At 60.7% G+C, this 16,130-nt stretch carries 13 protein-coding genes; 6 read left to right on the top strand and 7 right to left on the bottom strand.

The features are described 5' to 3' along the window. Positions 1–5 precede the first annotated feature (5 nt). Together IP89_RS12685 and IP89_RS12680 are read right to left on the bottom strand one after the other, a co-directional pair. Entirely contained in the window at positions 6–437 is a 432-nt protein-coding gene (locus IP89_RS12685; protein ID WP_043309906.1) for a copper chaperone PCu(A)C, read from the bottom strand. A 25-nt stretch (positions 438–462) separates the two neighbouring features. Beyond that, positions 463–1,335 carry a cation transporter gene (locus IP89_RS12680; RefSeq protein ID WP_256203141.1) on the bottom strand — a complete coding sequence of 291 codons (873 nt, stop codon included), beginning with the start codon at positions 1,333–1,335 and terminating at the stop codon, positions 463–465. Positions 1,336–1,403: 68 nt separating this feature from the next. Here IP89_RS12680 and IP89_RS12675 point away from each other — a divergent pair, with 68 nt between their 5' ends. After that, positions 1,404–1,811 carry a helix-turn-helix domain-containing protein gene (locus tag IP89_RS12675; protein WP_043309905.1) on the top strand — a complete coding sequence of 136 codons (408 nt, stop codon included), beginning with the start codon at positions 1,404–1,406 and terminating at the stop codon, positions 1,809–1,811. A gap of 73 nt (positions 1,812–1,884) precedes the next feature. Here IP89_RS12675 and IP89_RS12670 read toward each other — a convergent pair whose 3' ends face one another. Both IP89_RS12670 and IP89_RS12665 read right to left on the bottom strand, forming a co-directional pair. Continuing rightward, a complete protein-coding gene (locus tag IP89_RS12670; RefSeq protein WP_043309904.1) occupies positions 1,885–2,112 on the bottom strand; it encodes a hypothetical protein in 228 nt (75 codons plus the stop codon). A gap of 211 nt (positions 2,113–2,323) precedes the next feature. Further along, positions 2,324–4,441 (bottom strand): heavy metal translocating P-type ATPase, encoded by a 2,118-nt coding sequence (locus IP89_RS12665; RefSeq protein WP_256203145.1) that lies wholly within the window; start codon positions 4,439–4,441, stop codon positions 2,324–2,326. Positions 4,442–4,785: 344 nt separating this feature from the next. On the opposite strand from IP89_RS12665, the gene cadR reads away from it, so the two are divergent. Together cadR and IP89_RS12655 are read left to right on the top strand one after the other, a co-directional pair. Further along, on the top strand, positions 4,786–5,235 hold the full coding sequence (gene cadR, locus IP89_RS12660; protein WP_043309902.1) for a Cd(II)/Pb(II)-responsive transcriptional regulator: 450 nt from the start codon (positions 4,786–4,788) through the stop codon (positions 5,233–5,235). A gap of 302 nt (positions 5,236–5,537) precedes the next feature. Then, entirely contained in the window at positions 5,538–6,830 is a 1,293-nt protein-coding gene (locus tag IP89_RS12655; RefSeq protein ID WP_371261947.1) for an OprD family porin, read from the top strand. Positions 6,831–7,280: 450 nt separating this feature from the next. Here the strand turns inward: IP89_RS12655 and IP89_RS12650 are convergent, their stop codons facing one another. Together IP89_RS12650 and IP89_RS12645 are read right to left on the bottom strand one after the other, a co-directional pair. Further along, on the bottom strand, positions 7,281–8,663 hold the full coding sequence (locus tag IP89_RS12650; protein ID WP_043309898.1) for a heavy metal sensor histidine kinase: 1,383 nt from the start codon (positions 8,661–8,663) through the stop codon (positions 7,281–7,283). Then, positions 8,660–9,334 carry a heavy metal response regulator transcription factor gene (locus IP89_RS12645; protein WP_043309897.1) on the bottom strand — a complete coding sequence of 225 codons (675 nt, stop codon included), beginning with the start codon at positions 9,332–9,334 and terminating at the stop codon, positions 8,660–8,662. Before IP89_RS12645 ends, IP89_RS12650 begins: the two co-directional genes overlap by 4 nt. Before the next feature lie 442 nt (positions 9,335–9,776). Here IP89_RS12645 and IP89_RS12640 point away from each other — a divergent pair, with 442 nt between their 5' ends. From IP89_RS12640 to IP89_RS12630, 3 genes are all read left to right on the top strand, one after another. Next, positions 9,777–11,045 (top strand): TolC family protein, encoded by a 1,269-nt coding sequence (locus tag IP89_RS12640; RefSeq protein WP_081963239.1) that lies wholly within the window; start codon positions 9,777–9,779, stop codon positions 11,043–11,045. Positions 11,046–11,112: 67 nt separating this feature from the next. Then, positions 11,113–12,621, top strand: coding sequence for an efflux RND transporter periplasmic adaptor subunit (locus tag IP89_RS12635; RefSeq protein ID WP_081963238.1), 1,509 nt, complete (start codon positions 11,113–11,115; stop codon positions 12,619–12,621). A gap of 13 nt (positions 12,622–12,634) precedes the next feature. Continuing rightward, complete coding sequence (locus IP89_RS12630) at positions 12,635–15,796, top strand: CusA/CzcA family heavy metal efflux RND transporter (RefSeq protein WP_043309896.1); 3,162 nt, start codon at positions 12,635–12,637, stop codon at positions 15,794–15,796. Positions 15,797–15,889: 93 nt separating this feature from the next. Here IP89_RS12630 and IP89_RS12625 read toward each other — a convergent pair. Further along, positions 15,890–16,130: IS30 family transposase (locus IP89_RS12625; protein WP_043309895.1), on the bottom strand; the 241-nt coding region annotated here is incomplete at its 5' end.

Below are 16,130 nucleotides of genomic sequence, written 5' to 3'. Positions count from 1 at the left end.
GATCCTCAGTCCGCGCCAGGCGGTACGGCGGTGAAGGTCACCGGCAGGCTCTGGCCATCGGCGAACAGCAGGCTTGCTTCGACTTGGTCGCCCAGGGCCAGCTCGCGTTGGCGCTGCATCAGCATCAGGTGATAACTGCCGGGGGCGAATTTCAGCGTCGCGCCAGCGGCTACCTCGACCTGAGCGACGTGCTGCATGCTGGCCATGCCGTTTTCCAGCGAGCTGCGATGCATCATCACCTGGGCGAAGGCCGGGCTCTGAGCGCCGGTCAGTACCACCGGCTGGTTGCCGCTGTTGGTCAGGGTGAAATAGCCGGCCGCCGGCAAGTTGCCCGGCAACAGCCGTAGCTTTGCCTCGCTGACCTTCAGCTCTGCCATGGCCATAGTCGAGGCGAACAACAGTAGCCCTGTAGTCGCGAGTTGTACGAGTCTGCGCATCGTTGTACTCCATGTTGTTATGGGTTTAGTCCTGTTGTTTGGGCGAGCAGCAGCCCTTCGCTGGCGTGCTGGCAACCGGAGTCTGTTCGCAGCAGGTGTCCTTCTTAGCTGTCTGAGCCTCACCCGCGCAGCAACTCTTGACCGGCTCGAACTGGACCGGCGTCGAGGTCGGTTCAGTGATGCCTAGCAGTGGCTGTGGGCTAGGTGCGCAACACGAATCAGCTTTTGCCTGTGCCTCGCCGGCGCAGCAGTTGGTAGTCAGCTGCGATTGTTGCGGCTCAGGCGCGCTGGCTCGCCACTCTACCCAAGCCTCGCGGATGATCTGCCCAGCGGAGTGCAGGAACAATGCTGCGATGGCCAGGCCGACGAGAATGTCCGGCCACAAGCTGCCTGACACCGCGACCATGCCTGCAGCGATGATCACGCTGCTGTTGGCCAGCAAGTCGTTACGCGAGCAGAGCCAGGTCGAACGCATGTTCAAGTCATCGGAGCGGTGGCTGTAGAGCAGCGCGAAGCAGTAGCCATTGGCGATCAGTGCGAGTGTGCCGATGACGCCCATCAAGTCGGCGGACGGCACTTCCTGCAGTATCAGTTTGCGCAGGGCATCGGCTACCACCAGCACGCCAAAAAACAGCATGAATCCGCCCTTGAACAGCGCGGCGCCAGCGCGAGCACGGACGCTGCGGTGCAGGACGAACAGGGTGAGGGCATAGACTGAGGCGTCGCCGAACATGTCCAACGAGTCGCCGAGCAACGCCGTTGAGTTGGCGATCCAACCGGCGATGAACTCCACCAGAAACATGACGGCGTTGACGGCCAGGACGATATAGAGCACTCGGCTCTGTTTAGCGCGCAGTTGGGCCAGTTCGACGGCCTTGTTTTCGCAGCAGCTGTCCATGATCCGTACCTCGTTCGCTCGATCTTGTCGTTAGAATGAGGGTTATAGCGACTATAAGGTCAAGCGCCATGAGTACGACGAGCTTCACCGTGGGCCAACTGGCACGCGTCACCGATACCAAGGCGGTAACGATCCGCTACTACGAGCAGCTCGGTTTGTTGCCTATGGCCTCGCGCAATGCTTCCGGCTACCGCCAGTACACGGAAGAAGAACGCGACCGACTGCTGTTCATTCGCCGCAGCCGAGCGCTGGGTTTCAGCCTCGACGACATCCGCCAATTGCTGGGCTTTTCCGATCACCGTCAGGCGTCCTGTGCATCGGTGGATGCCAAGGTGGCTGAGCAATTGGAACAGGTCAGGCTGCGTATCCGTGATTTGCAGGGATTGGAGCAGGAGCTGCAGCGCTTGCTGTCCTGCTGCCATGGTGGAGTGATCGAGGAGTGTCGAATCATCGAATCATTGAGCCAGCAGCGTTGAATTGTATGGGCCTTCCGAGCCCTGAATAAAAAAGCGCCCCTGGGGGCGCTTTGCGGATCAGCCTGAGATGTTCTCAGTTGCTGTCGCTGCGGCTCTTCTGCGCTTCCTTGGGCTCGCTGCGTTTGAGGTCCGCACTGTTGGCCTTCTGCGCCTCGTCACTCTTCTTGCCGTGGTACTTCTCTTGGTTCTCGCGGAAGCGCTGATAGAACTCTTGGGTTTTGTTGTAGCCGTCACCACGGGCGAATGCCGGCGCGGTACCCAGGGCAAGAACGGCGATCAGTGTGTATTTCAGGTATTTCATGGCATGGCCTCTTAAGTGTCGCGTGAGCCATGGATGCGGCTCTCTGCGAAGTCGTGGCCATCTTAAAAAGCCGTAGCTAACGAGGGCATGAGGCCCCGATTACAATGCTGACATCTTGCCTGCATGCCTTGTCACACGTGGCCTGGCGTATTCCGGAAGGCAGAAATGCAGAAGGGCCGATACGTGATCGGCCCTTCTGGAAACGGCATCATTACTTGCGAAGCAATCGTAAGCCGTTGAACACCACCAGCAGGCTCACGCCCATGTCGGCGAACACGGCCATCCACATGGTGGCCTCTCCGCTCAGCGTCATGACCAGGAACACGGCCTTGATGCCGAGCGCTAGGACGATGTTCTGCCGCAAGATGCTCCCGGTGCTTCGCGACAGCCGCACGAATGCAGGGATTTTGCGCAAGTCATCGTCCATCAACGCCACGTCGGCGGTCTCGATCGCGGTATCGGTACCCGCCGCGCCCATGGCGAAACCGATCTGCGCCTTGGCGAGTGCCGGAGCGTCGTTGATGCCGTCCCCGACCATCCCCACGGTATGGTGCTGCTCCTGAGCCTCGGTAATGACCCTGAGCTTGTCCACCGGGAGTAGATCACCACGGGCTTCGTCGATACCGACCTGAGCAGCAATGGCGCGGGCAGTATGGGCATTGTCGCCACTGAGCATGCAGGTCTTCACGCCCAGTTCATGCAGCTCGCGGATGGCTTCGCGGCTCGTCTCCTTGACCGTATCCGCTACCGCGAAGAGTGCCAGGGGCGCGCGCTCACTGCACAGGGCCACCACTGTCTTGCCCTGTTTCTCCAGCGCCTCAAGCGTCTGCTCGAGTGCTGGCGAGCAGATTCCAAGCTCCTCTACCAGGCGATGATTGCCGAGATAAAAGAGTTGGCCGTTCATCTCTCCTTTCACACCGCGACCAGCCAGGGCTTCGAAGGCAGTCACTTCAACCCGTGCGACGTTCTGCTCATCGGCATGACGCGCGATCGCCTTCGACACGGGATGATCTGAGCGGGAGGCCAGGCTGGCAGCCAGCTCGCGGTAGCGCTGCGCATCCTGCTCCTGCAGCGGCAGGAAATCGGTCTGCACCGGCTTGCCATGGGTGATGGTGCCTGTCTTGTCGAGGGCCAGCAGATCGAGATCGCGGCCGCTTTCCAGATAAACACCGCCCTTGATCAGGATTCCCTTCCTCGCCGCAGCGGCCAGGCCGCTGACAATGGTGACCGGTGTAGAAATCACCAGAGCACAGGGGCAGGCGACCACCAGCAGCACCAGGGCCCGATAGACCCAGTCCAGCCAGGTACCACCCAGGAACAGCGGCGGGATTACCGCTACCGCCAGGGCGAAGGCGAATACCGCCGGGGTGTATATCTGCGAGAAGCGGTCGACGAAACGCTGGGTCGGGGCTCGGCTACCCTGCGCCTCCTCCACCGCCTTGATGATCCGCGCCAGCGTGGTGTCACGCGCGGCGGCGGACACCCGATACTCGAGAGAGCCGGCCTCGTTGATGGTGCCGGCGAATACCTGATCCCCAACGCCCTTCTCGACCGGCAGGCTCTCGCCAGTGATGGGCGCCTGGTTGATCGTTGAGCTCCCTGCAACCACCTCGCCATCCAGGCCGATGCGCTCACCAGGGCGCACACGGACCACAGCGCCGAGGCTGACCGCTTTCACCTCCACCTCCAACCAGCTGCCATCTGCCTGGCGCACCGTTGCCCGTGGCGGAGCCAGATCCATCAAGCCACGAATGGCATTGCGCGCCCGATCCAGCGAGCGTGCCTCGATGAGTTCGGCGATGGAGAACAGGAACATCACCATTGCCGCTTCTGGCCACTGGCCGATCAGCATTGCGCCCGTGACGGCGATGCTCATCAGCGCATTGATGTTGAGGTTGCGGTTGCGGATCGCAATCCAGCCTTTCTTGTACGTGCTCAGGCCGCAAAACAGGATGGCAACGACAGCCATGGCCGCGACGACCCACTCCGGCGCCGCCTGAGTGAAATGCACAACCTCCGCAGACACTGCCGCGATACCAGAGATCGCCAGCGGCCACCATGGCTTATGCGGTGCAGGAGCGGGCGGCTCATCGGCGCTGTCCTCCAGCACCTCGGCGTTGAAGCCCAGCGACTGTATGGCGGCGAGGATGTCCGGCAGCGCCTGGTCGTGCCCCACCGTGAGGACGCGTTGCAGAAGGTTGAACTCCAACAGGCCGATACGCGGATCACCGGCCAGCTTGTCGCGAATCAGGCGCTCCTCGGTGGGGCAATCCATCTGCTCGATACGCAGGCGCACCTGAGCCTGGCCGTTGCGCGGTTCGGCATGCATGCCAAGCGTGGAGATCGCATCGACGATGGGCTGCGCAGAAGCCAGCTCATGCTGCACACGCAGGACTCGCTCGAGCAGGTTGAAGTCGAGCTGGTGGATACCAGGCATCGCACCCAGTTTGCCTTCAATCAGGTTCTTCTCGGTCGGGCAATCCATGGCCTGGATATAGAAGACGCTGACAGACGACGCACTGCTCTCCCCAGCCTGGCTCGGCGAGGGCTGTTCGGTGAGTGGGTGTTGTCCCGGTTCGTGGCTGCAGCAGCTTTTCATGGTGGCTCCTCACTTGAACTGGAGTAGAGTGAACACCCTGAAGCCGCTACAGGGTCAACCCCGGAGAGTGCAGCATGAAGATCGGTGAACTGGCCAAACTGGCGGACTGCCTGGTAGAGACCGTGCGTTACTACGAGCGCGAAGGTCTGCTACCGGCACCGGCTCGCAGCGAAGGCAACTACCGGGTGTATGGCCAGGCTCATGTGGACCGCCTGGTGTTCATTCGCAACTGCCGCACGCTCGACATGACCCTGGAGGAAATACGCCAGCTCCTGGCACTGCGCGATCGACCAGAAGATAGCTGCGTCGAGGTCAACGCGCTGGTCGACGAACACATTCGCCACGTCGACGCACGAATCAAGAGCTTGCTCGCGCTGCAAAAACAGCTGACCGACCTGCGCCACCAGTGCGCAAAAAGCCAGGCTGCGGCGGCCTGCGGCATCCTGCAGCAACTCAATACCACCGGGGGCGTGACGCCCCTGTCTGACGAACCCAGCCATGTGGGCAAAAGCCACGTGCACTGAGCACCCTCTGTTCAGGTAGTGGCGACGGCATGATGCCGATCGCCATCTGACGGGGCGACCCTCGCTCCGTGTTGTTCTTTTCGTCCGCGCCCCGTGAGCCAGGTTCAACACATACCTGGGCGCACAGCGCTTCCTTTCAGAATTGTAATTATCCAATCATCTTGCCGTTAGCTCCGGGCAGCAACGATAGGCCGCGGTCGCACTACCCCCAACAATTCCAGTTGGCCGCCCTATTCAATAAGAAACTGCCATTTACCTACGGAGCACCCATGAATAGAAAAGCCAAGCTTTCGCTTGCCGTAATGTCCGCCCTTCTCGGTGTCAGCCCCCTTGCCCTTGCCGAAGAGCAAGCCCAGGAAGGCTTCATCGAAGGCAGCAGCCTGAACATTCTCAACCGCAACTTTTACTTCAACCGGGATCATCGCAACGGCGCAGCCGCTCCAGGCGGAGCCGGTTACGACGAAGCCTGGGCCCACGGGGTCATTGCCAAATTCGAGTCCGGCTACACACAAGGCACTGTCGGTGTCGGTGTCGATGCCTTTGCCATGCTCGGCCTGAAGCTGGATACCGGTGACGGCCGCAATGGCGGGCGTAGCACGTTTGACGTGCTGCCGGTCAATAGCGAAGGAGAAGCGCGCGACGACTACAGCAAAGTAGGTGGCGCAGTGAAGGCCAAGGCCTTCGACACCGAGATCAAGGTCGGCGACGTCTTCCCTGCCACGCCAGTCGTTCACTACGGCGATTCGCGCCTGCTGCCAGAGTCCTTCCGCGGCGTCACTGTCGCCAACAACAGCATCGAAGGCTTGACCCTTCAGGGTGGCCGTCTGCACTCCATGAGCCAACCGGTTTCCAGTGACATGCGCGACAACTTCGCCACCTTCTACGGTGGGGCAGTGAACGCTCCCTGGGTCGGCTACGCCGGCGGTGATTACGCCCTGAACGAGCACATCAGCCTGAGTGCATACAGCGGCCGCCTCAAGGATGTCTGGGACCAGTACTACTTCGGCACCTCGATGAGCTACCCGCTGAGCGACGAGCTCACCCTGATCGGCGGCTTCAACTACTACAAAGCCATCGACGAAGGTAAGAAGCTCTTCGGCGAGTTCAACAACAACATCTGGAGCGGCAAAGTCGGCGTTCGATTCGGCGCCCACACCGTGGCACTGACTCATCAGCGCAACAACGGCAACGACGATTTCGACTACCTGCGTCAGGCCGACTCCATCTACCTGGACAACTCCATCCAGTACACCGACTTCAACTCGCCAAAAGAGAAGTCCTGGATGCTGCGCTACGACCTGGATATGGCGCCCTATGGGATTCCTGGGTTGTCGTTCATGACCCGTTACGGCAAGGGCACTGATGCCGACTACTCCAACGCCAACGGTACCTACATGCGCCGCGACGCGGACGGTAACCCGCTGACGGATCAGAAGCGCTGGGAACGCGACATCGAGGCGAAGTACGTCGTGCAGAGCGGCTCGCTGAAAGACATGTCCTTCCGCATTCGCCAGGCCAATACCCGGGCCACCCAGTTCGAGTCCGATCTGGACGAGTTCCGCCTGATCGTCGAATACCCACTCAGCGTTCTCTGAGGCACTGCAGGGCCTCACGTGCGAGGCCCTTGCACATGACGAATTTGTAATTCGCCAATCACCACCCCGTTATGTTCAGACCTCCATAGTGGAGCCCTCAAAGCCGCTCCGCTATGAGATCTCAAGCCTGCTTGGGATTGAACGAATTCACCTTTGAAGCAGAAATGCTCCTTTGGAAGAGGTGAATCCTAGGCGCCCTATTTAGGGCGCCTTTTTTTCGCCCTGCCCTTGGCCGCGCAGCGCGTGAAATCAGGCGCCAACAGCATCCGGCCGCAGCCTATATGCATCCGACAAACCACTATGCTGGAAGGCAGGCGCCGAATATCACACCTTCACTGGATAGTCGCCAAACGTGCTTTATGCCTCCCCAATCTAGGAGCAAGCACGCCTATTTCGAGCGACCCAATTAAGGAACGGGCCCGGCGGAAGCGCCAGGCCCTAAGGCTAAGATCAACGCGGGAATATCAGGCGGAACACCGTGAAGTTGCCTGGCACGGAGTTAACTTCGACGCTGCCCTGATGCAGGCTCATGATCGAACGCACAATGGCTAGCCCCAGGCCGGTACCGCCCTCGGCACGGGATCGGCTGGTATCAACCCGGTAGAAGCGTTCGAACAGAAAAGGCACGTGCTCGGCTGGAATCCCGATACCTGGGTTACCCACCGACAGAGACACGGTTTCCGACTGCCGCTCGATGATGATCGACAGCTGGCTACCTCTCGGGCTGTGACGAATGGCGTTGGACAGCAAATTGGAAATGGCCCGCTGAATCATCAGCCGATCCCCCAGCGTGCTGCCCATGCCGGTAACGGCGATGCTGATCTGCTTCTCTTCCGCGCCAATGGCGAACAGGTCGGCGACTCGCCGAGCCTCATCTTCCAGCGTGATGCGTTCGAACGGCACGAGCGCTGCGGGATGGCTGACATGTGCCAGGAACAGCATGTCGGAGACGATCCGAGTGACCCGCTCGAGCTCCTCGGTGCAAGACTCCAGCACCGCCTTGTACTCCTGCGGCGGGCGCTCTCGCGAGAGCGTGACCTGAGCCTTGCCCATCAAGTTGGTAATGGGTGAGCGCAGTTCATGGGCGAGATCGTCGGAGAACTGCGACAACTGCTGCACGCCACTGTCCAGTCGATGCAGCATGAAGTTGATGCCATGTGCCAACTCGCTCAGCTCCTGAGGCAGGCGCTCCACGGGAATGCGGTGAGTCAGGTCCTGCGTGGAAACTAGCGAGGCCACTTTGCGGAACTGACGCAGCGGCAGCAGGCCGCGCTGCACGATCCACCATGCTCCCATACCTATCAGCAGCAGCAGCAGCGGCAACGCAAACAGCGTGGTCCGAAGATAGGCATTCAGCAGCGTCTCATCGGTCGTCCGATCGATGGCCAACTGCACCACTACTTTGTCGCCGTTACTCAGGCGCATTTCGCTTGAGGCGGACAAGATGTTATGGCCAGAAGAGTCACGACTCTCCTGGAACGCTACGCCATTCGGGTGTGCCGGCAGCGGTGGCTGCACAGCGGCTCGCGCACTGATGCCAAGCAGCAGCTCTCCCTGCGCACCGGGTGCGTAGATCGCCAGATTCAGGTTGTCATGACCTAACACTAGGTCGAGCAAGCCATGCGGCTCCTGGCCCAGCTCCGCACGGGTGATGCTGTCCTCAACAAGGCGATGCTCAATCTGCTCCAGCTTTCCCTGCAGACTGGATCTCGCCGCTGAAGCCAACTCGTGGCTCAGGGCCAGGTAGGCCAGCATTGCGAGTAGCACGACCAGCGCGGCGCCCATCAACGCGACCGATAGGCCCAAGCGCATGGAAAGGCTGGCGGGCTTCATTCGCGCTCCTCAAGCACGTAGCCCACGCCACGCAGGGTGTGAATCAGCTTGCTGTCGAACGGGTCATCGATTTTCGCGCGCAGCCTGCGGATGGACACCTCGACCACGTTGGTATCGCAATCGAAGTTCATGTCCCAGACCAGCGAGATGATCTGGGTGCGCGACAGCACTTCACCCGAGCGGCGCATCAGCAAGTGCAGCAAAGCGAACTCTTTGGTGGTCAGGTCGATGCGCTGCTCACCACGGAAGGCGCGGTGGCGACCAGGATCAAGCTCAAGGTCCGCGACCCGCAATACATCGGGAATCGGTACCTGCTCGGTGCGGCGCAGTAACGAGCGCACCCGTGCTAGCAACTCGGGGAACTCGAAAGGTTTGACCAGATAATCATCCGCCCCGAGGTCCAGGCCCTTGATCTTGTCCGCCAAGCGGCCGCGCGCGGTGAGCATCATCACCCGCGTGCTGCTGTTGCGTCGGATGTCCTCCAGCACGCCCCAACCGTCGATTTCCGGCAAATTAACGTCAAGTATGACCAAGTCATAATTATGCTGACGCACCAAGTGCAAACCATCTATCCCTGTAGATGCCCTATCAGTGACATAGCCACTCTCAGTTAGTCCCTGATGAAGATATTCGGCAGTTTTCGGCTCATCCTCGACAATTAGGATTCGCATATATTCAATCACCTTAAAGTGCGAATTTATTTTAATAAGCAAACTTCGCAGATTATTACCAACGACTCAGATCACTCATGAGGCGCGCACGCTAAAGGCTGAAGCGGGTACAGGGTCAACCTTGAATCGACGAGCACCAGCGCATTGCGACAACCTGTCGCACGCCGAAATCCCCTACCCCCTGAAGAACGCCCTTTGTCTCTCATCGAGAGGCAAAAGTTGTTTCTAGCTGTGACATATAACCATCCATCCGCAATGGCGGAGCGCATCTTAATACAGTCAAAACCGCCAAGAAGTTGGATTACATATTTGTAATTTTGCAGTCACCTTTACGATATGCCGTGAGAACTAAATTGCCCCCGACCAATGAACGCCACAGTGTTTTCCACCATCACGGCTGGATTACGACAGCAATTGTGGATATTGAAATCGGGAGAGTTCCTTGTCCTCTAACACCCCTCGATCCACGGTCGGCCTGAGCAAGCTCAGCTCCATAGTGCTGGCCTGCGCCCTGCTCCTGACGAGGCAGGTCTATGCCGTCCCGGCGGATCTGACCCTTGACCAGGCACTGCAACAGGCTGAGCAGAACAACCCCAATCTGGCCGCTGCCGGCTGGTCGATTGCAGTCGCGCAAGGTGAGCGCATTCAGGCTGGGTTGATTCCCAACCCCGAGCTGTCCTTCGAAGTCGAAGACACTCGCAGCGATACCCGCACCAGCACGGTTCAGCTCACCCAGCCCATCGAAGTGGGAGGAAAGCGCGGTGCCCGCATACGCCTTGCCGAACGTGGATCGGACGCGGCTGCTCTTGAGCTCGAGCGTAGTCGTAACGAATTGCGCTCCGAAGTGATCCTCGCCTTCTACGGCCAGCTGCGAGCGCGCATGCGTGTCGACCTGGCTGAAGAGTCACTGCGCCTGACCGAGCGCGGCACCACTATCGCCGAAGGACGGGTCAAGGCCGGCAAGGTTTCCCCCATCGAGCTCACCCGCGCCCAGGTGCAAATGGCCGAAGTGCAACTGGAGCTGAACCGCTCCCGCAAAGAACTGGCGTCGGCCAATGCGCGCCTGCAGGTGGTGCTGGGTGGAGATCTGGACACCAGTCTGCTTCCGGTCGGGGATGCCACCTTGCTACCCGCAACACCCGACAAGAGCATCCTGCTGAAGGCCCTCGACAGCAGTGCTGACATGCGTCTGGCACGGCTCGGAGTGGATCAACAGGAGGCCTCGTTCGAACTGGAAAAGACTCTGCGCATTCCCGACATCAGCGTCAGCATCGGCAGCCAGTACAGCGCGGAAGACCGCGAGCGCGTGAACGTCGTCGGTCTCTCCATGCCGCTACCCCTGTTCAATCGCAACCAGGGCAACGTACTGGCCGCAGCCCGGCGAGCCGACCAGGCCCGTGATCAACGCAATGCCACTGAGCTGCGCCTGCAGGGCACCCTGCAAGAAACGCTGGATCAGTGGGACGCCGCCGCGAGTGAAATCGAGTCATTCAAGACGACCATCCTGCCCTCCGCGCAGAAGGCGGTAGACAGCACCGTGCGCGGCTTCGAGATGGGTAAGTTCGGCTTCATCGATGTGCTGGATGCACAGCGCACCCTGATTCAGGGGCGCCTCCAGTATCTGCTGGCCCTGGAGGCCGCCACGCAATCCTGGTCACAGCTCGAGCGCATCTACGGCGATATCGCAGTCATCGCCCGCAGCCGCCAATAGCCACGCCATCAGAACAGCTCATTCGGGCTCACAAGAGCTAGCCCGTCTTTTTCAGTGTGGAGTTTTTATGAACAGGAAATTGACCATCGCGATCAGCCTGGCAATGGGCCTCGCCGTCGCCGGCGCCGGTGCCACGTACTTCCAGAGCAGCCCGGAAGTGGCGTCCAGCGCGGACGCCCACGGTGACGAAGAACATGCCGATGAAGGCGGCCACAGTGACGAGAAGGATCATGCAGTAGGTGCCAACGGCGGCATCATTCTCAGCCAGGAAGGCTTCGGCCTCGAGCTGGTCGCGCCAGAGAGCGCGGACGGATCCGCGCCCATGTCCATCTACTTGTCACAGAACGGCCAGCGCATAACTCCCGACGTTAACTCGCGGGTGTTCATGGAGGTTCGCCGCCCCGGCGGAGAGGTATCTAGCCTGCCCTTCAGCGCCAAGGGTGAAGCCTTTGTCAGCACGCAGGGCATCGCCGAGCCGCACTTCTTCGAGGCCACCATCGTGGTCCAGCGCATCGGCCGCACGCTGCGCTTTGCGTATGCCAAGGAGGAAGGCTTGATCAAGCTCGACGAAGAACAGATCACCACCGCCGACATTCGCCTGGAGCAAGCCCAGGCCCGCGAGATGAGCGCCACAGCAAAGCTGCCTGGCGAGATTCGCTTCGATGAAGATCGCACCGCACACGTGGTACCGCGCACCGCTGGCGTGGTGGAGAGCGTGCACGCCAACCTCGGTGACGCGGTGAAGAAAGGTCAGTTGCTGGCAGTGATCGCCAGCCAGCAGATTTCCGAACAACGTAGCGAGCTGGCTGCCGCCGGTCGCCGACTTGAACTGGCCAAGACTACCTTCGAACGCGAGCGTCAACTGTGGAAGGAAGGCATCTCCGCCGAGCAGGACTACCTGCAGGCCCGCCAGGCACTACAGGAAGCGGAAATCGCCGCCGGCAATGCTCGCCAGAAGATGAATGCCCTGGGCGGTGCAAACGCCTTGATAGGTGGCAATCGATACGAGCTGCGAGCGCCCTTCGACGGCACCGTGGTGGAAAAGCACCTGGTACTGGGCGAGTTGGTCGGGGAGGCCAGCAATGCATTCACCATTTCCGACCTGAGCCGCGTGTGGGCCACGTTCAACATCTCGCCCAAAGACCTCAACAAGCTGCAGGTCGGCAAGCCGGTGAAGGTGATCTCACCCGAGCTGCAGACAGAAGTAGCCGGCAACGTTTCCTACATCGGCAGCCTGCTGGGCGAGCAGACCCGCTCGGCCGTTGCCCGCGCGGTGCTGACCAACCCTGAAGGAGCATGGCGCCCCGGCCTGTTCGTCACCATCGAGTTCGCCACGGCCACCAGCCGTGCCGGCGTTAGCGTGCCTACCCAGGCGATCCAGAGCATCGACGAGAAGCCGCATGTCTTCATTCGCGTGGACGAGGGCTTCGTCGCCCAGCCGGTGGAAACCGGTACCACCAGCGCCGGCTTCGTCGAGATAACCAAGGGGCTGTCTCCTGGCGCGAACATCGCCACCCAAGGCAGCTTCACCCTGAAGTCCGAGCTCGGCAAAGGCTCCGCCGACCACGCCCACTGATCGAGACCAAGACATGTTCGAACGCATCATCCAGTTCGCCATCGAGCAGCGCATCGTCGTGCTGCTGTTGGTACTCGCGATGGCGGGAGTCGGCGTAGCCAGCTATCAAAAGCTGCCCATCGACGCCGTCCCCGACATCACCAACGTACAGGTGCAAATCAACACGGCGGCAGCCGGTTTCTCGCCGCTGGAGACCGAGCAGCGCATCACCTTCCCCATCGAAACGGCGATGGCAGGTCTGCCCCACCTCAAGCAGACCCGCTCACTGTCGCGCTCGGGCTTCTCGCAGGTGACGGTCATCTTCGCCGACGGCACCGACCTGTACTTCGCCAGGCAATTGGTCAACGAGCGCCTGCAGATAGCACGTGAGCAGTTGCCCGAAGGCGCGGAGGCAGTGATGGGGCCGATCTCCACCGGCCTCGGTGAAATTTTCCTGTGGACAGTAGAGGCCGAAGAAGGCGCCCAGAAAGAAGGCGGCACCCCATACACACCGACCGACCTGCGGGTGATCCAGGACTGGATCATCAAACCGCAGCTGCGCAACGTACCCGGGGTCGCGGAGATCAACACCATTGGCGGCTTCGCCAAGGAATTCCAGATCGCACCGGACCCAAAGCGCCTGGCGGCCTACAAGCTGACCTTGGTTGACCTGATCACCGCTCTGGAACGCAACAACGCCAACGTCGGCGCCGGCTTCATCGAGCGCAACGGCGAACAGTTGCTGGTCCGCGCTCCAGGCCAAGTGAGCAATGCCGAAGACATCGCCAACATCGTCGTTGCCAACGTCGACGGCACGCCGATCCGCATCAGCCACATCGCAGATGTGCAGATCGGCCGCGAGCTGCGCACCGGCGCCGCCACGGAAAACGGCCGCGAGGTGGTACTCGGTACCGTATTCATGTTGATCGGCGAGAACAGCCGCAGCGTAGCCCAAGCCGTAGCCGCCAAGCTGGAAGACATCAACCGCTCGTTGCCGCAGGGCGTGATAGCGATCCCCGTCTACGACCGTACCAACTTGGTGGACAAAGCCATCTCCACGGTCAAGAAGAACCTTATCGAGGGGGCGATCCTGGTGATTGCCATCCTCTTCCTGTTCCTCGGCAACATCCGTGCAGCCATCATCACTGCCATGGTGATACCGCTGTCGATGCTGTTCACGTTCACCGGCATGTTCAGCAACAAGGTCAGCGCCAACCTGATGAGCCTGGGAGCACTGGACTTCGGCATCATCGTCGACGGCGCGGTGGTCATCGTAGAAAACGCCATCCGCCGCCTGGCCCACGCGCAGCAGCACCACGGCCGCATGCTGACGCGCTCCGAGCGCCTGCACGAAGTGTTTGCCGCCTCCCGCGAGGCACGCCGGGCGCTGATCTTCGGCCAGCTCATCATCATGGTGGTGTACCTGCCGATCTTCGCTCTCACCGGTGTCGAGGGGAAAATGTTCCACCCCATGGCCTTCACCGTTGTCATCGCCCTTCTCGGCGCGATGATCCTCTCCATCACCTTCGTGCCCGCGGCCATTGCCCTGTTCATCACCGGCAAGGTCAAGGAGGAAGAGAACGTCGTCATGCGTGTCGCCCGCCAGGGCTATGAGCCGGTATTGAACTGGGTCATGGGGAACCGCCTACCGGTATTCGCCGGTGCCGTCGTCCTGGTGCTGCTATCAGGGGTGGTTGCCAGTCGCATGGGCAGTGAGTTTGTGCCCAGTCTGAGCGAAGGCGACTTTGCCCTTCAGGCCCTGCGCGTGCCCGGCACTAGCTTGAGCCAGTCGGTGGAGATGCAGTCTCGCCTGGAAAAGACCCTCGTTGAGAAAATGCCGGAAGTCGAACGTGTATTCGCCCGCACCGGCACCGCAGAGATCGCTTCCGACCCTATGCCGCCGAATATTTCGGACGCCTACGTGATGCTCAAGCCAAAGGAGCAGTGGCCCGATCCAGACAAGCCGCGCGAGCAGATCATCGCCGACCTGCAACGCTTCAGCGCGCAGGTTCCGGGCAGCAACTACGAGCTGTCGCAACCTATCCAGCTGCGTTTCAACGAGCTGATTTCCGGTGTGCGCAGTGACGTTGCTGTGAAGGTTTTCGGCGACGACATGGAGGTATTGAACAAGACCGCCACCGAAATCGCTGAGGCCATGGAAAAGGTCGATGGCGCCTCCGAAGTCAAGGTCGAGCAGACCTCAGGCCTGCCGGTGCTGACCATCAATATCGACCGTGACAAGGCAGCCCGCTATGGCCTCAACATCGGCGATGTGCAGGACACAGTGGCCGTCGCGGTCGGCGGGCAAAGCGCCGGAACCCTATTCGAGGGCGATCGCCGCTTCGACATGGTCGTGCGTCTCTCCGACCAGCTGCGTACCGATATCGAGGGCCTGTCGCGCCTTCTGATTCCGGTTCCGCCAGTGCCAGGCAGCGGTACGGAGCAGATTGCCTTCATCACCTTGGCAGACGTTGCCAGCCTCGACCTGGTGCTCGGCCCCAATCAGGTCAGCCGCGAGAACGGCAAACGCCTGGTGGTGGTCAGCGCCAACGTCCGCGGGCGCGATATCGGCTCCTTCGTCGAAGAGGCTGCTCAGCGTCTGGAGGATGGCGTGAAGATCCCAGCAGGCTACTGGACCACCTGGGGCGGCCAGTTCGAGCAGCTCCAGTCCGCGGCCAAGCGCCTGCAGATAGTGGTGCCCGTCGCCTTGCTGCTGGTGTTCACCCTGCTCTTCATGATGTTCAACAACCTCAAGGACGGCCTAGTGGTCTTTACCGGCATTCCTTTCGCCCTGACCGGCGGAGTGCTTGCTCTGTGGTTGCGCGATATCCCGCTGTCCATCTCCGCAGGCGTAGGCTTCATCGCGCTCTCTGGGGTCGCCGTACTCAACGGCCTGGTGATGATCTCGTTCATCCGCAACCTGCGCGAAGAAGGCCGCCCTCTGCACCTGGCCATCACCGAAGGCGCCCTGACCCGCCTGCGGCCGGTGCTGATGACTGCGCTCGTTGCCTCACTTGGCTTCGTTCCGATGGCCTTGGCCACCGGTACCGGCGCCGAAGTCCAGCGCCCACTGGCAACAGTCGTAATCGGGGGCATCCTGTCATCCACCGCGCTCACGCTGTTGGTGCTACCAGCGCTGTATCAGTGGATTCACCGCAAAGATGAGGAGGAGGAAACGGCAGCACAGCCGAGTTAAGTCGGAGTTTCGATGACGCCGGGCCAACCCAGCCCAGTGTCATTCGTTTAGGGGCAGTATGTATCGAGGGAGTGTCCGCTATTGGCTGTGGACTCAACCGGTCGACGCAACAGCGTGGTTAAAGCACTCGGCAGGGGTCGAGTATCCCAGAGTCTTTCTGGGGCGCTCGTTCAACTGCCGAGCGACTACATCCAGCTCATCCTGCGAGTAGAGTGAGAGATCAATTCCCTTCGGGAAGTACTGCCGTAGTAGGCCGTTGGTATTTTCATTCGTCCCTCGTTGCCAGGGATTTTGCGGATCGCAGAAATAGACCTGGATGTCCGTCGCCAGGGTA

Source organism: Pseudomonas sp. ML96 (genome assembly GCF_000761545.1).
Taxonomy (GTDB): domain Bacteria; phylum Pseudomonadota; class Gammaproteobacteria; order Pseudomonadales; family Pseudomonadaceae; genus Aquipseudomonas.
Note: the sequence above shows the minus strand (reverse complement) of the source record. Positions and strands in the feature narration are given on the sequence as shown.